At 66.0% G+C, this 20,613-nt stretch carries 33 protein-coding genes; 2 read left to right on the forward strand and 31 right to left on the reverse strand.

What is annotated here, in order from left to right:
• Nucleotides 1-21 precede the first annotated feature (21 nt).
• The 26 genes from secY to rpsL all read right to left on the reverse strand — a co-directional run bounded on the left by secY (nt 22) and on the right by rpsL (nt 16,104).
• The gene (gene secY / locus LZK98_RS18080) at nt 22-1,386 is read right to left on the reverse strand and encodes a preprotein translocase subunit SecY (protein ID WP_233783903.1); all 1,365 of its coding nucleotides are present in this window, start codon (nt 1,384-1,386) and stop codon (nt 22-24) included.
• Between the two features lie 185 nt (nt 1,387-1,571).
• Entirely contained in the window at nt 1,572-2,099 is a 528-nt protein-coding gene (rplO, locus tag LZK98_RS18085; RefSeq protein WP_233783904.1) for a 50S ribosomal protein L15, read from the reverse strand.
• Nucleotides 2,100-2,248: 149 nt separating this feature from the next.
• The gene (gene rpmD, locus LZK98_RS18090) at nt 2,249-2,449 is read right to left on the reverse strand and encodes a 50S ribosomal protein L30 (RefSeq protein ID WP_233783905.1); all 201 of its coding nucleotides are present in this window, start codon (nt 2,447-2,449) and stop codon (nt 2,249-2,251) included.
• 6 nt (nt 2,450-2,455) lie between these two features.
• Nucleotides 2,456-3,166, reverse strand: coding sequence for a 30S ribosomal protein S5 (gene rpsE, locus LZK98_RS18095; protein WP_233783906.1), 711 nt, complete (start codon nt 3,164-3,166; stop codon nt 2,456-2,458).
• A gap of 3 nt (nt 3,167-3,169) precedes the next feature.
• The gene (gene rplR / locus LZK98_RS18100; protein WP_233783907.1) at nt 3,170-3,517 is read right to left on the reverse strand and encodes a 50S ribosomal protein L18; all 348 of its coding nucleotides are present in this window, start codon (nt 3,515-3,517) and stop codon (nt 3,170-3,172) included.
• Nucleotides 3,517-4,050, reverse strand: coding sequence for a 50S ribosomal protein L6 (gene rplF / locus LZK98_RS18105; RefSeq protein WP_233783908.1), 534 nt, complete (start codon nt 4,048-4,050; stop codon nt 3,517-3,519). Before rplF ends, rplR begins: the two co-directional genes overlap by 1 nt.
• Entirely contained in the window at nt 4,050-4,445 is a 396-nt protein-coding gene (gene rpsH / locus LZK98_RS18110; RefSeq protein ID WP_233783909.1) for a 30S ribosomal protein S8, read from the reverse strand. The genes rplF and rpsH overlap by 1 nt, the downstream gene beginning before the upstream one ends.
• A gap of 10 nt (nt 4,446-4,455) precedes the next feature.
• Nucleotides 4,456-4,761 (reverse strand): 30S ribosomal protein S14, encoded by a 306-nt coding sequence (gene rpsN, locus LZK98_RS18115; RefSeq protein ID WP_233783910.1) that lies wholly within the window; start codon nt 4,759-4,761, stop codon nt 4,456-4,458.
• Between the two features lie 20 nt (nt 4,762-4,781).
• Nucleotides 4,782-5,363 carry a 50S ribosomal protein L5 gene (rplE, locus tag LZK98_RS18120; protein ID WP_233783911.1) on the reverse strand — a complete coding sequence of 194 codons (582 nt, stop codon included), beginning with the start codon at nt 5,361-5,363 and terminating at the stop codon, nt 4,782-4,784.
• Nucleotides 5,356-5,673 (reverse strand): 50S ribosomal protein L24, encoded by a 318-nt coding sequence (gene rplX / locus LZK98_RS18125; RefSeq protein WP_233783912.1) that lies wholly within the window; start codon nt 5,671-5,673, stop codon nt 5,356-5,358. Before rplX ends, rplE begins: the two co-directional genes overlap by 8 nt.
• Complete coding sequence (rplN, locus tag LZK98_RS18130) at nt 5,673-6,041, reverse strand: 50S ribosomal protein L14 (protein WP_233783913.1); 369 nt, start codon at nt 6,039-6,041, stop codon at nt 5,673-5,675. Before rplN ends, rplX begins: the two co-directional genes overlap by 1 nt.
• A 64-nt stretch (nt 6,042-6,105) precedes the next feature.
• On the reverse strand, nt 6,106-6,378 hold the full coding sequence (rpsQ, locus tag LZK98_RS18135; protein WP_233783914.1) for a 30S ribosomal protein S17: 273 nt from the start codon (nt 6,376-6,378) through the stop codon (nt 6,106-6,108).
• A gap of 13 nt (nt 6,379-6,391) precedes the next feature.
• A complete protein-coding gene (gene rpmC, locus LZK98_RS18140; protein WP_233783915.1) occupies nt 6,392-6,595 on the reverse strand; it encodes a 50S ribosomal protein L29 in 204 nt (67 codons plus the stop codon).
• A 5-nt stretch (nt 6,596-6,600) separates the two neighbouring features.
• On the reverse strand, nt 6,601-7,032 hold the full coding sequence (gene rplP / locus LZK98_RS18145) for a 50S ribosomal protein L16 (RefSeq protein WP_233783916.1): 432 nt from the start codon (nt 7,030-7,032) through the stop codon (nt 6,601-6,603).
• Nucleotides 7,033-7,035: 3 nt separating this feature from the next.
• Entirely contained in the window at nt 7,036-7,752 is a 717-nt protein-coding gene (rpsC, locus tag LZK98_RS18150) for a 30S ribosomal protein S3 (RefSeq protein WP_233783917.1), read from the reverse strand.
• Nucleotides 7,752-8,129, reverse strand: coding sequence for a 50S ribosomal protein L22 (gene rplV / locus LZK98_RS18155; protein WP_233783918.1), 378 nt, complete (start codon nt 8,127-8,129; stop codon nt 7,752-7,754). The genes rpsC and rplV overlap by 1 nt, the downstream gene beginning before the upstream one ends.
• Entirely contained in the window at nt 8,129-8,407 is a 279-nt protein-coding gene (gene rpsS / locus LZK98_RS18160) for a 30S ribosomal protein S19 (protein ID WP_233783919.1), read from the reverse strand. Before rpsS ends, rplV begins: the two co-directional genes overlap by 1 nt.
• On the reverse strand, nt 8,407-9,255 hold the full coding sequence (gene rplB / locus LZK98_RS18165; protein ID WP_233783920.1) for a 50S ribosomal protein L2: 849 nt from the start codon (nt 9,253-9,255) through the stop codon (nt 8,407-8,409). The genes rpsS and rplB overlap by 1 nt, the downstream gene beginning before the upstream one ends.
• A gap of 4 nt (nt 9,256-9,259) precedes the next feature.
• Nucleotides 9,260-9,577 carry a 50S ribosomal protein L23 gene (locus LZK98_RS18170; protein WP_233783921.1) on the reverse strand — a complete coding sequence of 106 codons (318 nt, stop codon included), beginning with the start codon at nt 9,575-9,577 and terminating at the stop codon, nt 9,260-9,262.
• Nucleotides 9,570-10,199 (reverse strand): 50S ribosomal protein L4, encoded by a 630-nt coding sequence (gene rplD, locus LZK98_RS18175; RefSeq protein WP_233783922.1) that lies wholly within the window; start codon nt 10,197-10,199, stop codon nt 9,570-9,572. The genes LZK98_RS18170 and rplD overlap by 8 nt, the downstream gene beginning before the upstream one ends.
• Before the next feature lie 2 nt (nt 10,200-10,201).
• Nucleotides 10,202-10,957: a 50S ribosomal protein L3 gene (rplC, locus tag LZK98_RS18180; RefSeq protein ID WP_233783923.1), complete on the reverse strand. Its 756-nt coding sequence runs from the start codon at nt 10,955-10,957 to the stop codon at nt 10,202-10,204.
• 307 nt (nt 10,958-11,264) lie between these two features.
• On the reverse strand, nt 11,265-11,576 hold the full coding sequence (gene rpsJ / locus LZK98_RS18185; RefSeq protein WP_233783924.1) for a 30S ribosomal protein S10: 312 nt from the start codon (nt 11,574-11,576) through the stop codon (nt 11,265-11,267).
• A gap of 148 nt (nt 11,577-11,724) precedes the next feature.
• On the reverse strand, nt 11,725-12,915 hold the full coding sequence (gene tuf, locus LZK98_RS18190; protein WP_233783925.1) for an elongation factor Tu: 1,191 nt from the start codon (nt 12,913-12,915) through the stop codon (nt 11,725-11,727).
• A gap of 81 nt (nt 12,916-12,996) precedes the next feature.
• Nucleotides 12,997-15,090, reverse strand: a complete 2,094-nt coding sequence (gene fusA, locus LZK98_RS18195; protein WP_233783926.1) for an elongation factor G — start codon at nt 15,088-15,090, stop codon at nt 12,997-12,999.
• Nucleotides 15,091-15,198: 108 nt separating this feature from the next.
• Nucleotides 15,199-15,669, reverse strand: a complete 471-nt coding sequence (rpsG, locus tag LZK98_RS18200; protein WP_233783927.1) for a 30S ribosomal protein S7 — start codon at nt 15,667-15,669, stop codon at nt 15,199-15,201.
• 63 nt (nt 15,670-15,732) lie between these two features.
• A complete protein-coding gene (gene rpsL / locus LZK98_RS18205; protein ID WP_019516007.1) occupies nt 15,733-16,104 on the reverse strand; it encodes a 30S ribosomal protein S12 in 372 nt (123 codons plus the stop codon).
• A gap of 329 nt (nt 16,105-16,433) precedes the next feature.
• Between rpsL and LZK98_RS18210 the strand changes: the two genes are divergently transcribed.
• Nucleotides 16,434-16,913, forward strand: coding sequence for a bactofilin family protein (locus LZK98_RS18210; protein ID WP_233783928.1), 480 nt, complete (start codon nt 16,434-16,436; stop codon nt 16,911-16,913).
• Between the two features lie 4 nt (nt 16,914-16,917).
• On the opposite strand, the gene LZK98_RS18215 is transcribed toward LZK98_RS18210, so the two are convergent.
• The gene (locus LZK98_RS18215) at nt 16,918-17,472 is read right to left on the reverse strand and encodes a DUF4142 domain-containing protein (protein WP_233783929.1); all 555 of its coding nucleotides are present in this window, start codon (nt 17,470-17,472) and stop codon (nt 16,918-16,920) included.
• Nucleotides 17,473-17,554: 82 nt separating this feature from the next.
• Between LZK98_RS18215 and LZK98_RS18220 the strand changes: the two genes are divergently transcribed.
• Nucleotides 17,555-18,013, forward strand: a complete 459-nt coding sequence (locus LZK98_RS18220) for a GFA family protein (protein ID WP_233783930.1) — start codon at nt 17,555-17,557, stop codon at nt 18,011-18,013.
• Here LZK98_RS18220 and LZK98_RS18225 read toward each other — a convergent pair.
• From LZK98_RS18225 to LZK98_RS18240, 4 genes are read right to left on the reverse strand one after another with little or no spacing between them, the layout of a single operon-like run.
• Entirely contained in the window at nt 17,974-18,537 is a 564-nt protein-coding gene (locus LZK98_RS18225) for a hypothetical protein (RefSeq protein ID WP_233783931.1), read from the reverse strand. The genes LZK98_RS18220 and LZK98_RS18225 overlap by 40 nt on opposite strands.
• Nucleotides 18,538-18,569: 32 nt before the next feature.
• Nucleotides 18,570-19,964, reverse strand: coding sequence for a dihydrolipoyl dehydrogenase (gene lpdA, locus LZK98_RS18230; protein WP_233783932.1), 1,395 nt, complete (start codon nt 19,962-19,964; stop codon nt 18,570-18,572).
• 28 nt (nt 19,965-19,992) lie between these two features.
• Nucleotides 19,993-20,403 carry an acyl-CoA thioesterase gene (locus LZK98_RS18235; protein ID WP_233783933.1) on the reverse strand — a complete coding sequence of 137 codons (411 nt, stop codon included), beginning with the start codon at nt 20,401-20,403 and terminating at the stop codon, nt 19,993-19,995.
• Nucleotides 20,390-20,611, reverse strand: a complete 222-nt coding sequence (locus LZK98_RS18240; RefSeq protein WP_233783934.1) for a hypothetical protein — start codon at nt 20,609-20,611, stop codon at nt 20,390-20,392. Before LZK98_RS18240 ends, LZK98_RS18235 begins: the two co-directional genes overlap by 14 nt.
• Between the last annotated feature and the right edge of the window lie 2 nt (nt 20,612-20,613).

Raw genomic sequence — 20,613 nt, forward strand, 5'->3', positions numbered from 1 at the left:
CTCCCTGAATACGCGCTGCGCTTAGCGCAGTCGGCCGCCCTTCAGCTTCGCCTTCTTGATGAGGTCGCCATATTGGTGCGCCAGCAGGTGCGACTGGATTTGAGTCACCGTGTCCATCGTCACGTTGACGACGATCAACAGGCTGGTGCCGCCGAGATAGAAGGGGATCGACAGCGCCGACACCAGATATTCGGGCAGCAGGCAGATCACCGCGAGATAGGCCGCGCCGATCACGGTGATGCGGGTCAACACGTAATCGAAATAGGCTTCGGTGTTCTTGCCCGGGCGGATGCCGGGGATGAAGCCGCCGTAGCGCTTGAGATTGTCGGCCGTCTCTTCGGGATTGAAGACAACCGCGGTGTAGAAGAACGAGAAGAAGACGATGCCGAGCCCGTACAGCACCATGTAGATCGGGCTGCCGTGCTGGAGATACTGGTTCAGCGTGATCACGAAGTCGCCGAGGCGGCTCTCGCCCGCAGCGTGCTGGCCGGCGAACTGGGTGATCGTCAGCGGCAGCAGCAGCAGCGACGAGGCGAAGATCGGCGGGATCACGCCGGCGGTGTTGAGCTTGAGCGGCAGGTGGCTGCGCTCGGCCTGGACGCCGCGCTGCGTCTGGCGCTTGGGATACTGGATCAGGATGCGGCGCTGGGCGCGCTCCATGAAGCAGATGAACAGCACCAGGCCGACCACCGCGACGATGATGCCGACCAGCTTGAAGGTATCGATCGTGCCGGTGCGGCCGCCCTCGAACAGCTGGACGAGGGTGGTCGGGAGGTGCGCGACGATGCCGGCCATGATGATGAGGCTGATGCCGTTGCCGATGCCGCGACTGGTGATCTGCTCGCCCAGCCACATCAGGAACATGGTGCCGCCGATCAGCGAGATCACCGCGGCGATGCGGAACAGCATGCCCGGCGCGATCACCGCCTGCACGCCCTGGCTGGCGCCGAACGCCTCCAGGCCGACGGCAATGAAATAGCCCTGCACCGCGGTCAGCGCGACGGTGCCGTAGCGGGTATACTGGTTGAGCTTCTTGCGGCCGCTCTCGCCTTCCTTCTTGATCGCAGCGAGCGTCGGCGACAGCGAGGTCGCGAGCTGCACGACGATCGAGGCGGTGATGTAGGGCATCACCCCGAGCGCGATCAGGCTCATGCGGGTGAGCGCGCCGCCCGAGAAGGTGTTGAAGAAGTCGAGCACGCCGCCCTGGGTCTGCTGGCTGAGCAGGCCGAGCGCGGTCGGGTCGATGCCCGGCAGCGGGACGTAGCTCAGCATCCGGAACACGATCAGCGCGCCGAGCGTGAACCACAGGCGCTTCTTGAGATCGGTCGCCTGGCTGAACTTGGCCAGGTTGATGCTGCTGGCGAGGCTGTCGGCTGCGGATGCCATCGTGTCTGCGGTCCTGGAAACTGAAACGGCGACGAGCGCGAAACCCGCCCGCCGCCGCTCATATAGTCACGCTTGGAAGGTTGTCTAACCTCTCAAGCTCCATTGCTTCCCCGGCGAAGGCCGGGGCCCAGTTGCGAGCGGCCCGAAGCTGGGCCCCGGCCTTCGCCGGGGAAGCGATATAACGCTTACTTCGCCGCCCGCTTCTTGCCGGCGCGGCCGGTGTTCTTCTTGGCGGCGGCCTTCTCGGCGGCGGGGACGATCTCGGGGATCGTCACCGTGCCGCCGGCCTTCTCGACCGCCTCGCGCGCCGACTTGGACGCGCCGGCGACGGTGAAGTTCAGCTTGGCCTTGAGCTCGCCCTTGCCGAGCAGACGGACGCCGTCCTTGCCGCCGCGGGTCAGGCCCGCCGCATTGAGCGCGGCCTGGTCGATGTCGGTGCCGGTCAGCTTGCCGTTATCGACCGCCTTCTGGATCGCGCCCAGGTTCACCTCGGCATAATCCTTGGCGAAGATGTTGTTGAAGCCGCGCTTCGGCAGGCGCATGTGGAGCGGCATCTGGCCGCCCTCGAAGCCCTTGATCGAGACGCCCTCGCGGCTCTTCTGACCCTTCTGGCCGCGGCCGGCGGTCTTGCCCAGGCCCGAGCCGATGCCGCGGCCGACGCGCACGCGGCCCTGACGGGCGCCCTTGTTGTCACGGAGATCGTTGAGTTTCATGTCTGTGCACTCGCTTTCGCTTTTGTCGCGCAGGGGCGGAAGGGCCGCCCCGTCCCAAAATCGTCATCCCGGCGAAAGCCGGGATCTCATGCCGCAGTCCGTTCGCCTGTTGCTGGAGATCCCGGCTTTCGCCGGGATGACGTGGAATCTTACGATTCCACGCTCACCATATGCTGCACCTTGCGGATCATGCCGCGGACCTCGGGAGTGTCCTTGAGCTCGACCGTCTTGTGCATCTTGTTGAGGCCCAGACCGATCAGCGTCGCGCGCTGGTCCTTGGTCCGGCGGATCGGCGAGCCGGTCTGGGTGATCTTCACCGTGCCGGCCGCGGCTTCCTTCTTCGCTGCCATCTCAGATTACTCCGCGATCGCGGCCGCATCCGCCTCGGCGGTCTGCGAACCACCGCGGCCGAGCAGGTCGGCGATCTTCTTGCCGCGGCGCTGCGCGACGCTCTTGGGCGAGGTCTGCTCGCCGAGCGCCTCGAAGGTCGCGCGGATCATGTTGTACGGGTTCGACGTGCCGATCGACTTGGTCACCACGTCCGCCACGCCCAGGCTCTCGAAGACGGCACGCATCGGGCCGCCCGCGATGATGCCGGTACCGGCCGGAGCCGAACGGAGGTAGACCTTGCCCGCGCCGAAGTGGCCGCGGCCGTCATGGTGCAGCGTGCGCCCTTCCTTGAGCGGCACGCGGACCATCTTCTTCTTGGCCGAAGCGGTCGCCTTCGAGATCGCCTCCGGCACCTCGCGCGCCTTGCCGTGGCCGAAGCCCACGCGGCCCTTGCCGTCGCCAACGACGACCAGCGCCGCGAAGCCGAAGCGCTTGCCGCCCTTCACCGTCTTGGAGACGCGGTTGATGTGGACGAGCTTCTCGATCAGCTCCTCGCCGCCTTCCTCGCCGCTGCCGCGACGATCGTCGCGCCGGCCACGACCGCCGTCACGGCCGCCACGGCCGCCGCGGTCACCGCCGCCACGGCCACGGCCGCCACGGGGACCACGACCGCCCTCGGGAGCGGGGGCACCGGCCTCGACGGGCGCGCCCTCGACCTGGGTGTTCTCGTCAGCCATGCCTTAGAACTCCAATCCATTCTCGCGCGCGGCTTCCGCCAGCGCCTTGACGCGACCGTGGAACAGGAAGCCGCCACGGTCGAACACGACCTGCGTCACGCCTGCCTTCTTGGCCGCCTCGGCGACCTTCGCGCCGACGGCCTTGGCCGCCTCGATGGTCGCGCCGGTCTTGTCGGCGCCGAGCGTCGACGCCGCCGCGATCGTCTTGCCCTCGGCATCGTCGATGACCTGGGCGTAGATGTGCTTGCCCGAGCGATGCACCGACAGCCGCGGACGGCCGCCGCCACGCGCGCGGAGCGCGGTGCGGTTGCGGCGACGCCGCTTCTCGAAGAGAGAGAGACCCTTGGTCATTACTTCTTCTTCCCTTCCTTGCGGAAGATATACTCGCCCGCGTACTTGATGCCCTTGCCCTTGTACGGCTCCGGCTTGCGCCAGCGACGCACTTCGGCGGCGAACTGGCCGACCTTCTGCTTGTCGCTGCCCGAGATCTCGACCGTGGTCTGATCCGGGGTCTTGACCTCGAGGCCTTCCGGCACGTCGAGATCGACGTCGTGGCTGTAGCCGAGCTGAAGCTTGAGCTTCTTGCCCTGCGCGTTGGCGCGATAGCCGACGCCGGTGATCTCGAGGCGCTTCGAGAAGCCCTCGGTCACGCCGGTCACCAGGTTCTGCACCAGCGTGCGCTGCATGCCCCAGAAGGCGCGCGCCTGCTTGGTGTCGTTCGCCGGCTTGACGACGATCCCGTCGCTTTCGACCGTGTAGCTGATCTCGTCACGCAGCTGGAGCGAAAGCGTACCCTTCGGCCCCTTCACGTTGAGCTGGCCACCCTCGATCGTGGCGGTGACGCCCGCCGGGACCGAAACCGGCCTCTTGCCGATGCGGCTCATCAGAACACCTCCGCCAGCACTTCGCCGCCGACGTTCTGCTCGCGCGCTTCCGCGTCGGAGAGCACGCCCTTCGGCGTCGAGACGATGGTGATGCCCAGGCCGTTGCGCACGCGCGGAAGCTCCTGCGAGCCCGAATAGACGCGGCGGCCCGGCTTCGAGACACGCGCGACGTGCTTGATCGCCGGCTGGCCCTCGAAATACTTGAGCTCGATGCGGATGCCCGCGGCGGGGCCCATCTGCTCGTCGCTGTAGCCGCGGATATAGCCCTCGCGCTGGAGCACGTCGAGCACGCGGGCGCGCAGCTTCGACGCCGGCGTCAGGACGGAGTCCTTGCGCGCGCGCTGGCCGTTGCGGATGCGGGTGAGCATGTCACCCAGGGGATCGGTCACTGCCATCTTTTTACCCTTACCAGCTCGACTTGGTGATGCCGGGGATCAGGCCCTTGTTGGCCAGATCGCGCAGCATGACGCGGGCGAGACGGAACTTGCGGTAATAGCCGCGCGGACGGCCGGTGAGTTCGCAGCGGTTGCGGATGCGCGTCGGGTTCCCGTTCCTCGGGATCTCCGCCATCTTGAGCCGCGCGATGAGGCGCTCGGTCTCGCCGAGGCTCTCGTCGTTCGCCTGCGCCTTCAGCTTCGCATAACGGCCGGCGTACTTCTTCACCAGCTTCTTGCGACGCTCGTTCTTGTTGATCGAACTCAGTTTCGCCATGGACTTAAGCTCTCTTTCTCTTACGCAGCCTGGGCCTGCTCACCGGTCATGCCGATGAACGGGAAGCCGAACAGGCGCAGCAGCTCGCGAGCCTCTTCGTCGGTCTTCGCGGTGGTGGTGACGATGATGTCCATGCCGCGGACCTTGTCGATCCGGTCATAGTTGATCTCCGGGAACACCAGCTGCTCCTTGAGACCCATCGCATAATTGCCCCGGCCGTCGAACGACTTGGGATTGAGGCCGCGGAAGTCGCGGACGCGGGGAAGCGCGATCGTGACGAGGCGGTCGAGGAACTCGTACATGCGCTCGCGGCGGAGGGTGACCTTCGCGCCGATCGGCATGCCCTCGCGCAGCTTGAACTGCGCGATCGACTTCTTCGCGCGCGTCACGACAGGCTTCTGACCGGCGATCAGCTCCATCTCGGACGCTGCCTGCTCGACCTTCTTCTTGTCCTGCGTCGCCTCGCCCACGCCCATGTTGAGCACGATCTTCTCGATCCTGGGCACTTCCATCACATTCTTGTAGCCGAACTTCTCCGTCATCGCCTTGGCGATGCGGTCGTCGTACAGCTTACGCATGCGCGGGGTGTAGTTGTCAGCCATTGATGACCTCCCCGGTCTTGACGGCCACGCGGACCTTCTTGCCGTCCTTCACCTCGAAGCGGACGCGCGTCGGCTTGCCGTCCTTGGTCACATGCGCGACCTTGGAGACGTGGAGCGGCGCTTCCGAACGCTCGAGGCCGCCCTGCGGGTTGGCCTGCGAGGGCTTGCGGTGACGCACGGCGACGTTGACGCCCGACACGACGACCTTGCCGTCCTTCGGCAGCGACTTGACGACCTCGCCGGTCTTGCCCTTGTCCTTGCCGGACAGGACGATGACCTGGTCGCCCTTCTTGATCTTGGCAGCAGCCATCACAGCACCTCGGGCGCGAGCGAAATGATCTTCATATAGCCCTTCGAGCGCAGCTCGCGGACCACCGGGCCGAAGATACGGGTGCCGATCGGCTCCTCGTTCTTGTTCACCAGGACGGCGGCGTTGCCGTCGAAGCGGATCACCGAGCCGTCGGCGCGGCGGATGTCCTTCGACGTGCGAACGATCACCGCGCGGTGGACGTCGCCCTTCTTGACGCGACCCCTCGGCACCGCCTCCTTGACGCTGACGACGATGACGTCGCCCACGCCGGCGGTGCGGCGCTTGGAGCCGCCCAGCACCTTGATGCACTGCACCCGCTTCGCGCCGCTGTTGTCAGCGACGTCGAGATTGGACTGCATCTGGATCATCGATCCGGTTCCTTCTCAACTGCGCCCGATTCCGACCGGGACGCGCCTTCGTTCCAATGCGGACTTAAGCGTCCGCCGCGATCATCTCGGGCGTCGTGTGGGTGTTGACCCGCTCGATCACCTTCCAGGTCTTCTGCTTGGAGATCGGGGCGGTCTCTTCGATCCGCACCGTCTCGCCGGCCTTGAACTCGTTCGCCTCGTCATGGGCGTGATACTTCTTCGAGCGGCGGATGATCTTGCCGTAGAGCGGGTGCTTCACCTTGCGCTCGACGTTCACCACCACCGTCTTGTCGGCCTTGTCCGACACGATCACCCCGGTCAGCACGCGCTTCGGCATGTCTCGGGACTCCTTACTTGGCAGCCGAGCGCGAGCGCTCGGACTGCAGCGTCTTGATACGGGCGATGTCGCGACGGACCTCGCGCACGCGGCTCGGCTTCTCGAGCTGGCTGGTCGCCGCCTGGAAACGGAGGTTGAACGCCTCGCGCTTGAGGTTGCCCAGCTCCTCGGTGAGCTGATCGTCGGTCTTCGCCCGAAGATCGGTTGCCTTGGTCATCTCTATCAACCCTCCAGGTGCGACGTGTCGCCGAGACGCGCCACGACCTTGGTCTTGATCGGCAGCTTCATCGCCGCACGCTCGAACGCTTCCGCCGCAAGCGGGCCGGGCACGCCGTCCAGCTCGAACAGGATACGGCCCGGCTTGACGCGCGCCGCCCAGAATTCCGGCGCGCCCTTGCCCGAGCCCATGCGGACCTCGGCCGGCTTCGACGACACCGCGACGTCCGGGAAGATGCGGATCCACAACCGCCCCTGACGCTTGATGTGACGCGTGATCGCGCGGCGGGCCGCCTCGATCTGGCGCGCGGTGATCCGCTCCGGCTCCATCGCCTTCAGGCCATAGGAGCCGAAGTTCAGCGCCGTGCCGCCCTTGGCATCGCCATGGATGCGGCCCTTGAACTGCTTGCGGAACTTGGTCTTCTTCGGTTGCAGCATGGCTTAGTTCCTGCGATCGCGGTCATCGCGCGCGGGGCGCACGCCGGAGGTCTGCGCCTCCACCATCAGACGGTCCTGGGCGAGCGGATCATGACCCAGGATCTCGCCCTTGAAGATCCACACCTTGACGCCGCAGACGCCGTAAGCGGTGTGCGCCTCGGCCTCGGCATAGTCGAGGTTGGCGCGCAGCGTGTGCAGCGGCACCCGGCCCTCGCGATAACCCTCCGACCGCGCGATCTCGGCGCCGCCGAGACGGCCGCCGCAGGCGACGCGGATGCCGTCGGCACCCAGGCGCATCGCCGACTGCACCGCGCGCTTCATCGCGCGACGGAAGGCGATACGGCGCTCGAGCTGATCGGCGATGCCCTGCGCGACGAGCTTGGCGTCGATCTCGGGCTTGCGGATCTCGACGATGTTCAGCGACACGTCCGAGCTGGTCATCGCGCCGAGCGTCTTGCGCAGCTTCTCGATGTCCGAGCCCTTCTTGCCGATGATCACACCGGGGCGCGCCGCGTAGATCGAGATGCGGCACAGCTTGGCCGGACGCTCGATCACCACCTTCGAGATCGCGGCCTGCGGCAGCGTCTTGACGATGTACTGGCGGATCTTGAGGTCCTCCAGCAGCAGACGGCCATAGTCATGGCCTTCCGCGAACCAGCGGCTGTCCCAGGTGCGGTTGATCTGGAGACGCAGACCGATCGGGTTGCTCTTGTGACCCATTATGCTTCTTCCTGCTCGCGCACGACGATGCGCAGACGGCTGAACGGCTTCAGGATGCGGGTGGACTTGCCACGGCCGCGGGTCGCGAAGCGCTTCATCGTGATCGACTTGCCGACCGACGCCTCGGCGACGACGAGCGCGTCGACGTCGAGGTTGTGGTTGTTCTCGGCATTGGCGATCGCGGAGGCGAGCACCTTGCGCGCGTCCTCGGCCATCGCCTTCTTCGAGAAGGCGAGGATGTTCATCGCGTCGCCCGCCTTCTTGCCGCGGATCAGGCCCGCGACCAGGTTGAGCTTCTGCGCCGAGCCGCGGATCTGCGTGCCGACCGAGAGCGCCTCGTTGTCGGCAACGCGGCGGGGAGCCTTATCCTTCGACATCAGCGCTTACCCTTCTTGTCGGCGGCGTGGCCGGGGAAGAAGCGGGTCGGCGCGAACTCGCCGAGCTTCATGCCCACCATGTCCTCGTTGACCGACACCGGCACGTGCTTGCGGCCGTTGTAGACGTTGAACGTCAGGCCGACGAACTGCGGCAGGATCGTCGAGCGGCGCGACCAGGTCTTGATCGGGCCAGCGCGGGTGCCGGCGTCCTGAGCGGCTTCCGCCTTCTTGAGAAGGCTGAGGTCCACGAACGGACCCTTCCAGACGGAGCGAGCCATTACTTCTTCCTCGCGTGACGCGAACGGATGATCATCTTGTCCGTCGCCTTGTTGTGACGGGTGCGCGCACCCTTGGTCGGCTTGCCCCACGGGGTGACCGGATGACGGCCGCCCGAGGTCCGGCCCTCACCACCGCCGTGCGGGTGGTCGACCGGGTTCTTGGCGACGCCGCGGGTCAGCGGACGCTTGCCGAGCCAGCGGTTGCGGCCGGCCTTGCCAAGGTTCTGGTTCTGGTTGTCGGGGTTCGACACCGCACCGACCGTCGCCATGCAGTTCGCATGGATATAGCGCTGCTCGCCCGAGTTCAGGCGGACGATCACCATGCCGCGGTCACGGCCGACGACCTGCACATAGGTGCCCGCCGAACGCGCGATCTGGCCGCCCTTGCCCGGCTTCATCTCCACATTGTGGACGATGGTGCCGACCGGCATCTGGCCGAGTTCCATGGCATTGCCCGGCTTCACGTCGGTCTTGCGGCCGGCGATCACCTTGTCGCCGACGCCCAGGCGCTGCGGCGCGAGGATATAGGCCAGACGGTCCTTGCCGTTCTCGTCGGCGCCATAGTTGACCAGCGCGATGAACGCGGTGCGGTTCGGGTCGTACTCGATCCGCTCGACCGTGCCGACGACGTCCCACAGGCGGCGCTTGAAATCGACGATGCGATAGCGCTGCTTGTGGCCGCCCGCGATGCCGCGCGAGGTCACATGGCCCTTGTTGTTGCGGCCGCCCGTCTTGGTCTTGCCTTCGGTCAGCGCCTTGACCGGACGGCCCTTGTAGAGGCCCGAACGGTCGACGAGGATCAGGCCGCGACGTGCGGGGCTCGTCGGATTGTAATGCTTGAGTGCCATCGCCTCAGATTCCCGTCGTCACGTCGATTTGATCGCCTTCGGCGAGCGTCACGATCGCTTTCTTGATGTCCGAGCGGCGGTAGGGCGCGCCCTTCCACTTCTTGGTCTTGCCCTTCTGGACGATCGTGTTGACGCCGGTCACCTTGACGTTGAACAGCGCCTCGACGGCCGCCTTGATCTCGGGCTTGGTCGCATCGTTCGCGACCTTGAACACCACCGCGTTCGCCTCCGAGACCAGAGTCGCCTTTTCGGTGATGTGCGGCGCGACGATCACGTCGTAGTGGCGGTTGTCGACCGCCGCCTTCTTCGATGCCTTAGCCATTGAAGCGCGCCTCCAGCTTCTCGACGGCAGCGCGGGTCAGGACCAGCGTGTCGTGCTTCAGGATGTCGTAGACGTTGGCGCCGATCGCCGGCAGCACGTTGATCTGCGACAGGTTGCCAGCGGCCTGCGCGAAGCTGGTCTCGACGGCGTCGCCGTCGATCACCAGCGCGGTCTTGCCGAAGCCGAGCTTGGCGAGATCGCCCTTCAGCGTCTTAGCCTTGCTGTCCTTCACGGTCAGGCTGTCGAGGACGATCAGCGAACCCGCCTTGGCGTGGCTCGACAGCGCCATCTTGAGGCCCAGCGCGCGGATCTTCTTGTTCAGCGACGGATTGAAGTCGCGGACGCGGGCGCCGTGCGCCTTACCGCCGCCGATGAACACCGGCGCGCGGCGATCGCCGTGACGGGCGGTGCCGCCGCCCTTCTGGCGGCCGTACTTCTTGCCCGAACGCGCGACATCCGAACGCTCGCGGGTGCCGCGGGCGGTGCCGCGGCGCTTCTCGAGCTGCCAGGTGACGACGCGGTGCAGGATGTCGGCGCGCGGATCGAGACCGAAAATCTCGTCCGAGAGCTCGACGTCCACCGCCTTCGCCTTGGCGTCGAAGGATTGAACCTTGACCTTCACGTTCAGCCCTCCTGGCCTTCGGTGGCCTCGGGAGCCGCCGGCGCTTCCGCGGGCGTCTCGGCCGGAGCCTGGTTGTTGTTGGCGACGGCCTTCAGGCCCGCCGGATACGGCGCGTCCTTGTGGGCCGGGACCTTGACCGCGTCCTTGACGAGCAGCCAGCCGCCCTTCGAGCCGGGCACCGAGCCCTTGACGAAGATCAGGCCGCGCTCGACGTCGGTCGAGACGATCTCGAGGTTCTGCTGGGTGCGATTGCGCGCGCCCATGTGGCCGGCCATCTTCTTGTTCTTGAAGACGCGGCCCGGATCCTGACGGTTGCCGGTCGAACCATGCGAACGGTGCGAGACCGACACGCCGTGGGTCGCGCGCAGACCGCCGAAGCCCCAGCGCTTCATCGCGCCGGCGAAGCCCTTGCCCTGGGTCACGCCCTGGACGTCGACCAGCTGGCCGGCGACGAAGTGATCGGCCGAAATCTCGGCGCCGACGTCGAGGAGGTTGTCCTCGGTCACGCGGAATTCGACGACCTTCGCCTTGGGCTCGACCTCGGCCTTGCCGAAGTGGCCGCGCTGCGGCTTGGCGACGTTCTTGGCCTTGGCGCTGCCCGCGCCAAGCTGGACGGCGGTATAGCCGTCACGATCGGTTTCGCGGCGGGCGACGACCTGCAACGCCTCGAGCTGCAGGACGGTGACCGGCACATGGCGGCCATCGTCCTGGAACAGGCGGGTCATCCCCATCTTCTTCGCGATCACGCCAGTGCGCATGATCCATTGCTCCCATACAGAGGCACCCGACGGATGATTCCGCGGGTGCGTGACGGGCACCCATCGAAGTATTACTTCGATGGGACCCAACCTCAGCCCAAAAATGATGCGCGCCCCCGTCCGGGCTGAATGTTCCTCATGACAAGGAACGCGACGGGAGACGCGGCCCGGAGCGAACTCCGGCGGTATCTCTATGTCTGTGAGGGGTTTGGTCCCTCGACCCTTCCTTACGTCGGCCCAGGGCCAGTCGAGGAAGGGAGCGTCAGCGACTCATGGCCGCGACACGAATCTCGTGTGAGGCGGCGCCTTACGCGAGCTTGATCTCGACGTCAACGCCGGCCGCGAGGTCGAGCTTCATCAGCGCATCGACCGTGTTGGCGGTCGGCTGCACGATGTCGAGCATGCGCTTGTAGGTGCGCACCTCGAACTGCTCGCGCGACTTCTTGTCGATGTGGGGACCACGGTTGACCGTGAACTTCTCGATCTTCGTCGGAAGCGGGATGGGGCCACGGATGAGCGCGCCGGTGCGGCGGGCGGTGTCGGCGATCTCGCCGGTCGCCTGATCGAGCACGCGGTGATCGAACGCCTTCAGGCGAATGCGGATATTCTGCGTTTCCATGTCCCTACCGATGCGAAAGAGCGGGCCCCGCTGCCGGGGCTCTTGCTGGTTCAAACTCAAACTGGAGGCGGGCCCTTACAGGTGCCCCCGTAAAAAAGCAACCGCCCGACACTCTTTCGGAGTGCCGGGCGGCGCTTTTATTTTCAGCTTACTTCGAGATGCCGCTGACGACACCCGCACCGACGGTGCGGCCACCCTCGCGGATGGTGAAGCGCTGGCCGACGTCCATCGCGATCGGGGCGATCAGCTTGACGCCCAGCGCGACGTTGTCGCCCGGCATGACCATCTCGGTGCCGGCCGGCAGCTCGACGGTGCCGGTGACGTCCGTGGTACGGAAGTAGAACTGCGGACGATAGTTGGCGAAGAACGGCGTGTGACGGCCACCCTCCTCCTTCGACAGCACGTACACCTCCGACTGGAAGTCGGTGTGCGGGGTGATCGAGCCCGGCTTGGCCAGAACCTGGCCACGCTCGACCTCGTCACGGCCGATGCCGCGCAGCAGCGCGCCGATGTTGTCGCCGGCCTCGCCCGAATCGAGCAGCTTGCGGAACATCTCGACGCCGGTGACGGTGGTCTTGCGGGTGTCGGTGATGCCGACGATCTCGACTTCCTCGCCGACCTTGACGATGCCGGTCTCGACGCGGCCGGTCACCACGGTGCCGCGGCCCGAGATCGAGAACACGTCCTCGATCGGCATCATGAACGGCTTGTCGAGCGGACGCTCCGGCTGCGGGATGTACTCGTCAACCTGCGCCATCAGCTCGAGCACGGCCTTCTTGCCGATCTCGTCGTTGCTGCCGTCGAGCGCCTTGACCGCCGAACCCTTGATGATCGGAATGTCGTCGCCCGGGAACTCGTACGAGCTGAGCAGCTCGCGGATCTCGAGCTCGACGAGCTCGAGGATCTCGGGATCGTCGACCAGGTCGACCTTGTTCATGAACACGACCATCGCCGGCACGCCGACCTGACGGGCGAGCAGGATGTGCTCGCGGGTCTGCGGCATCGGGCCGTCGGTCGCCGACACGACCAGGATCGCGCCGTCCATCTGGGCGGCACCGGTGATCATGTTCTTGACGTAGTCGGCGTGGCCCGGGCAGTCGACGTGCGCATAGTGGCGCTTGTCGGTCTCATACTCGACGTGCGCGGTCGAGATGGTGATGCCGCGCTCACGCTCTTCCGGCGCCTTGTCGATGTTGGCGTAGTCGACGAACGTCGCGCCGCCCGTCTCGGCCAGGACCTTCGTGATCGCGGCGGTCAGCGACGTCTTGCCGTGATCGACGTGGCCGATGGTGCCGATGTTGAGGTGCGGCTTGGTCCGCTCAAACTTTGCCTTCGCCATTGTTTCCCTACCTTCTGATCAAATTTCCCGGACCGCTGATGGGACTCGCGAGAACGCGGCCCCATAGCGGCATGTTTGCTGTTACGCCAGCTTCGCCTTGACCTCGTCCGCAACATTCTGCGGCACTTCGTCATAGTGCGAGAACTGCATCGAGTAGTTCGCGCGCCCCTGGGTGAAAGAACGGAGCTGGTTCACATAGCCGAACATGTTCGCGAGCGGCACCATCGCGGTCACCGCCTGCGCGTTGCCGCGCGTGTCGGTGCCCTGGATCTGGCCACGGCGCGAGTTCATGTCGCCGATGACGTCGCCGAGGTAATCCTCCGGCGTCACCACCTCGACCTTCATGATCGGCTCGAGCAGCTTGATGCCTGCCTTCGCCGCCGCCTCGCGCATCGCGCCGCGGGCGCAGATCTCGAACGCCAGCGCCGACGAGTCGACGTCGTGGTAGGCACCGTCGGTCAGGTGCACCTCGAAGTCGATGATCGGGAAGCCGATCAGGTGACCGGTCTCGGCGGTCTCGCGGAAGCCCTTCTCCACCGACGGGATATACTCGCGCGGGATGTTGCCGCCCTTGATCTCGTCGAAGAACTGGAAGCCCGAGCCACGCTCGCCGGGGATCACCGTCACCTTGACGCGGCCGAACTGGCCCGAGCCGCCCGACTGCTTCTTGTGGGTGTAGTCGATGTCGACCTGCTTCGCGAGATACTCGCGATAGGCGACCTGCGGCGCGCCGACGTTGGCCTCGACCTTGAACTCGCGCTTCATGCGGTCGACCAGGATCTCGAGGTGGAGCTCGCCCATCCCCTTGATGATGGTCTGGCCCGATTCGTGGTCGGTCGAGACGCGGAACGACGGGTCCTCGGCGGCCAGGCGGTTGAGCGCGATGCCCATCTTCTCCTGGTCGGCCTTGGTCTTCGGCTCCACCGACAGCTCGATCACCGGCTCGGGGAATTCCATCCGCTCGAGGATGATCGGGTTGGCCGGATCGCACAGCGTGTCGCCGGTCGTGGTCTCCTTGAGGCCCGCGATCGCGACGATGTCGCCGGCGCGCGCTTCCTCGATGTCCTCACGCGAGTTCGCGTGCATGAGGAGCATACGGCCGATCTTCTCCTTCTTGTCCTTCACCGAGTTCAGATACTGACCCTTGGTGAGGGTGCCCGAATAGATGCGGGCGAAGGTGAGCGAGCCGACGAACGGATCGTTCATGATCTTGAACGCGAGCAGCGACAACGGCGCATTGTCGGCGGCCGGACGCGAATCCGGGGTCTCGCCGTCGAGCTTCACGCCCTGCACGTCGGGAATGTCGAGCGGGCTCGGCAGGAAGTCGACCACCGCGTCGAGCAGGGGCTGAACGCCCTTGTTCTTGAACGCCGAGCCGCACAGCACCGGCACGAACGAGAAGTTGAGCGTACCCTTGCGGATCAGCTTCTTGAGCGTCTTCGCGTCGGGCTCCTCGCCCTCGAAGAACTTCTCCATCACCGCATCGTCCTGCTCGACGGCGAGCTCGATGAGCTCGTTGCGCGCAGCCGCGGCGGCATCCTTCATGTCGTCCGGGATGTCCTGATATTCGAACTTCGCGCCCAGGCTCTCCTCGAGCCAGATGATCGCGCGGTTCTCGACCAGGTCGACCAGACCCTTGAAACCGCCCTCGATGCCGATCGGGAGATACAGCACCGCCGGACGCGCGCCGAGGCGGTCCTTGATCATCTCGACGCAACGCTCGAAGCTCGCACCGGTGCGGTCGAGCTTGTTGACGAAGCACATGCGCGGCACGTGATACTTCTCGGCCTGGCGCCACACCGTCTCCGACTGCGGCTCCACGCCTGCGACGCCGTCGAAGCAGGCGACCGCACCGTCGAGCACGCGCAGCGAACGCTCGACCTCGATGGTGAAGTCGACGTGACCCGGCGTGTCGATGATGTTGATCAGGTGCTCTTCGCCCTTGCCCTCTTCGGCGCGCCACTTGCAGGTGGTCGCCGCCGACGTGATCGTGATCCCGCGCTCCTGCTCCTGCTCCATCCAGTCCATCGTCGCGGTGCCCTCATGGACCTCGCCGATCTTGTAGGACTTGCCGGTGTAGTAGAGGATGCGCTCGGTCGTCGTCGTCTTGCCGGCATCGATGTGCGCCATGATGCCGATGTTACGATAGCGTTCGAGCGGATGGCTGCGGGCCATGACCTGAGTTCCTTAGCGATGTGGGGAGCCGGACGATCCGGGCTCCCCATATGTAGGTAAGAAAATTACCAGCGCTACCCGCCGGCCGGAGCCGACGGGTGGCAGAGATTACCAGCGGTAGTGGCTGAAGGCGCGGTTCGCCTCGGCCATGCGGTGCGTGTCCTCGCGCTTCTTCACCGCGTTGCCGCGGTTGTTCGAGGCGTCGAGCAGCTCGCCCGACAGGCGCGCCGCCATGGTGTGCTCGCTGCGGTTGCGCGCCGCGGCGATCAGCCAGCGGATCGCTAGCGCCTGCGCGCGCTCCGGACGGACCTCGACCGGCACCTGGTAGGTCGCACCGCCGACGCGGCGGCTGCGGACCTCGATGCCCGGCTTCACATTGTTGAGCGCATCATGGAACACGCCCAGCGGATCCTTCTTGGCGCGCGCCTCGACGGTGTCGAGCGCGCCATAGACGATGTTCTCCGCGACGGACTTCTTGCCGTCGAGCATCACGCTGTTCATGAACTTCGAAAGCACCTCATCCCCGAACTTGGGATCAGGCAGGATTTCCCGCTTCTCGGGACGACGACGACGAGCCATCTCAGATTTCCTTCTTGATCTTCAGCGAACCCGGAACCCGTCCGGCGCTTACTCTGGCTGTGATTACTTCGGACGCTTGGCGCCGTACTTCGAGCGCGACTGCCGGCGGTCCTTGACGCCCTGCGTGTCGAGCACACCGCGCAGCACGTGGTAGCGCACGCCCGGAAGGTCGCGCACACGGCCGCCGCGGATGAGCACCACCGAGTGCTCCTGCAGGTTGTGGCCCTCGCCCGGAATGTAGCTGATGACCTCGCGCTGGTTGGTCAGGCGGACCTTGGCCACCTTACGCAGCGCCGAGTTCGGCTTCTTCGGGGTCGTGGTATAGACGCGGGTGCAGACACCGCGCTTCTGCGGGTTCTGTTCCATCGCAGGGACCTTCGACTTGGCCTTCTGCGGGTCGCGGCCCTTGCGGACCAGCTGGTTGATCGTCGGCATGAAGCCCTTCACCTTATCTTGCCGGAACAGTCCGGCGGTTACTTTGTCGGTGCCGCAAACGGCAAAGGCCAGGGGAAGCCAAAGCAGCCCCCCGGGCCCAACGTCCGACAACGTTCATTGCTTGCCCCGCGGATGAACGAAAGCGCAGCCGAAAGCCGGCATTCCCCACGCGGAACGGAGCGGGCCTATAGCGATGGCGCGGTGAGCGGTCAATGGGCGCGCGAGAGCCACGTACCGCCCTGCTCGCTTCGTCGATTCCCGACTGCCGCCGAACCCCGCCGCCTGCTAGAACGAGACTCGGCATCGATTGCCGAACGGGGGTGAGCCACATGTTCAATTCGTCGAACCGCGGCCGCGAGTCTGCGCCGTCTTCCTCGCAGCCTGCAAACGGGAACGGCAAGCGCGCCGCGGCGGGCAGCGGCCTGTTCTCCGTGATCGGCCCGGACGTGACGGTCACCGGCAACATCGTCGCGGCGGCCGACCTGCATGTCGACGGGCGAGTCGAAGGCGACGTCGTGTGCGGCGCGCTGACCCAGGGCACCGATAGCGCGATCCACGGCGGCGTCACTGCCGAAACCGCACGCATCGGCGGCAGCATCGAAGGTGCGGTGCGTGTCCGCCAGCTCCTCGTCGAGCGCACGGCGCGAATCGCCGGCGACATCGAATATGAGATGATCACCATCGAGAGCGGCGGCCAGATCGACGGCGCGCTGCGCCGCGTGACCTCGCTCACGCTGACGCCCGCCGCGCCGGCGCTGCTGGCGAGCACGGCCAAGGCAGAGATCGAAGAGACGCAGCTCGTCGCCTGACGGATCAGAGCGCCTTGGCGGCAGCGAGATTGGCCCGGACGGGCGGCGCGCCGTAGCTCGCGAAGCTCTTGAGCTCGGGATCGCCTTCGTTCGCGAGGTAGCGTTCCTTGAGCAGGGCCTCGAGCTTGGTCAGCGCGACGACCATCTGCGCCTTGAGCGCCGTGTCGAACGCGGCGCCGTTCGCCTTCTGCAGCGTCGCGATGTTGTCGTTCTGCTCGTCGTCGAGCGACGCGTCGATCAGCAGGTCCGGCTGTGTGGCAGCGGCGAGCTTGAGCTTCATCGTCGACTGGGTGCGATCGAGCATCAGCTTCTTGCCGAACGCTTTGACCCTGGCGCTCGTCCCCTTCTGCTCGGCGAGCGAGCCCGCGCCCGCGATATAGGCGTTGAGCGACGCCACGCTGTCGACGAACGTCTGGTCGGGCGACTTGGACGGCTCGGGCCTGGGCGCGATGATGTTGGCGATCGGGCTGTCGTTGGCGGCTTCGGTCGCGTTCTCGGTCCCGGGCGTGCAGCCGGCGACGAGGACGAGCGCGGCAACGGCAGCGAACGGTGATTTCATCGACATCCTCCTTGTCACGCAATCAGCTTGGCCGAGCGGCGCGCGGGCTGCTAGTCCAAATCGGCAACCGAAGGAGTTCGCGATGCCACTCCCTGCTCTCCCCTGGGACGGCGGCTGCCGCTGCGGCGCGGTCCGCTTCCGCGTGAGCATGCCGCCGCTGTTCACCGCCGTCTGCCACTGCACCGGCTGCCAGCGGATGACGGCGAGCGCCTATTCGACCACGCTGGCGGTGCCCCAGGACGGGTTCGCCGTGACCGAGGGCGAGACGGTGATCGGCGGCCTCCACGGCGAACGGCTGCACCACCAGCATTGCGACCGCTGCAAGAGCTGGCTGTTCACGACCTTCGAGCCGGCGACCGGCTTCGTCAACGTCCGCGCGACCATGCTCGACGATCCGAGCTGGTTCACGCCGTTCATCGAGAACTATACAAGCGAGGCGCTGCCCTGGGCGCGGGTGGATGCGCCGCACAGCTTCGAGAAGTTCCCGCCGATGGAGCAATATCAGCCACTGCTGGCGGAGTTTGCGTCCACTTGCCGATAATACTCCGGTGAAACCCTGCGATCCAAGCTTTCGGCAAAGCGGCAGAGCTCCGGCAGACCACCGAAAACCGCACCTGAGGGCAACGTGAGCTTACGCTTCGTTCCCAGCCACGTCGTTCCGCTCAGAACGAGCGATAGTTCATATGATTTGCTCCCCCATAGAAGGATCGACCAGACGCCGAGGTCGATGCGACGTACCTTAACGGAAACTATCTCGTTCAAAGGCACATTCCGACCGACACCGAAAAGACCGTGTATTTGAACGCCTTCCTCGGTTTGCCGAATCGCCGGCTTATCGGTCGTAAGCCGGCGCACCATCGCGATGGTATAACGAAGGCAGAGCAAGGCCAGGGTCGAGCCGGCGACCATGCCGGCTAGGCCATGTCCGAGTGCCATCCACGCCGCGCGGTCCGGCAGGATCTGATCAGGATGACGATAGAGGTCGAACGCAATCCATGCAGATCCCGCCGTAAAGGCCGCGAAAAACAATAGTCCAAGAACGGCATTCCCGGGATTGAACCACAAGACCAATCCGCGCCGCACTCGCATATGCTCGCTCAGATATGCAGCACGCGTCCGTAGGCCGCGAGCACGCCCTCGTGCATCATCTCGCTGAGCGTCGGGTGCGGGAACACCGTCTCGATCAGCTCGGCCTCGGTCAGCTCGCCGGTCTTGCCGATGGTGTAGCCCTGGATCAGCTCGGTGACCTCGGCGCCGATCATGTGCGCGCCCAGCAGCTCGCCGGTCTTGGCGTCGAACACCGTCTTCACGAAGCCCTCCGCCTCGCCGAGCGCGATCGCCTTGCCGTTGCCGATGAAGGGGAACTGGCCGACCTTGACCTCGTAGCCCGCTTCCCTGGCCTTGGCCTCGGTGAGGCCGACCGACGCGATCTGCGGGCGGCAATAGGTGCAGCCGGGGATGTTCTTCGGGTCCATCGCGTGCGGGTGCTTGCCGGCGATCGACTCGACGGCGATCACGCCCTCGTGGCTGGCCTTGTGCGCGAGCCATGGCGGCGCGGTCACGTCGCCGATCGCGTAGAGGCCGTCGACATTGGTCTTGCAGGCGCCGTCGGTGACGATGTGGCCGCGCTCGGTCTTCACGCCGAGCGCCTCCAGGCCGATGTTCTCGGTGTTGGGGACGATGCCGATCGCGACGATGACATGGCTGAACTCGCCCTCGGTTACCTTACCGTCCTTGCCCTTGATCGATGCCTTCACGCCCTTGTCGGTCACGTCGAGCTTCTCGACGCCGGCGCCGGTCATGATCGTCATGCCCTGCTTCTTGAGCTGCTTCTCGAGGAAGGCGGAGACGTCAGCGTCCTCGACCGGGACCAGGCGGTCGAGCATCTCGACCACGGTCACGTCGGCACCAAGGTCCTTGTAGAAGCTCGCGAACTCGATCCCGATCGCGCCGGAGCCGATCACCAGCAGCTTGGACGGCATCTCGGCGGGCGTCAGCGCATGGCGGTAGGTCCAGATGCGTTTGCCGTCGGCCTTGGCGAACGGCAGGTCGCGCGCGCGGGCGCCGGTGGCGACGATGATGTTCTTAGCGGTGAGCTCGGTGGTCTTGCCGTCCTTGGTGACGGAGAGCTTGCCCTTTCCGGTCAGCTTGCCCTCGCCCATGTGGACGTCGATCTTGTTCTTCTTCATCAGGTGCGTGACGCCCTGATTGAGCTGCTTGGCGACCCCGCGCGAGCGCTTCACCACCGCCTCCAGGTCGGCACTGATCTTGTCAGCGACCAAGCCGTAATCCTTGGCGTGCTGCATATAGTGGAAGATCTCGGCCGAGCGCAGCAGCGCCTTGGTCGGGATACAGCCCCAGTTGAGGCAGATGCCGCCCAGCAGCTCGCGCTCGACGATCGCCGTCTTGAGCCCGAGCTGCGCCGCGCGGATCGCCGCGACATAGCCGCCGGGGCCGGAGCCGAGGACGATGAGATCGTAGGTATCAGCCACTGGGGAGGTCCTTTCGGGAGGAATGTGGTTACGCGCCGGCGTCCGCCAAGGGCGGCACCTCGCGGGGGCGGCGATCGGCGTCGATGGCGACGAAGGTGAAGTGCGCCTGCGTCACCTTGTGATGGTTGCGCTCGTGGCGGTGGCGGCGCCAGGCTTCGACGTCGATCGTCATCGAGGTGCGGCCGGTCTTCACCAGCCGGGCGAACACCGACACCTCATCGCCGACGAACACCGGATTGAGGAACTCCATGCCGTCGAGCGCGATCGTGACCGCGCGGCCGCCGCAATGGCGGCTGGCGACCGATCCGGCGGCAAGGTCCATCTGGCTCAGCAGCCAGCCGCCGAAGATGTCGCCGTAGGGGTTGGCGTCGGCCGGCATCGCGACCACGCGAATCGTCGGCTCGTCCAACGGCGGCGCGGCGGAGTCACTTGCGGTCATCGTCGCGGCCTCCGCGGTCGATCGTCCAGGCACGGCGCAGCGGGCCGATGCCCATCAACACCACCGCGACGCCGGCGCACCAGCCGACCAGACGGATAGTGTCGCCCCCGAGCGGATAGGCCCAGGCGCCGACCGCGGTGATCAGCGCGGTCGCCATCAGCCCCGCGGCGATGTGGAGAAGCTCGATGAGGGTACGGAGGACCGGCACCG

Source organism: Sphingomonas cannabina (genome assembly GCF_021391395.1).
Lineage (GTDB): Bacteria > Pseudomonadota > Alphaproteobacteria > Sphingomonadales > Sphingomonadaceae > Sphingomonas > Sphingomonas cannabina.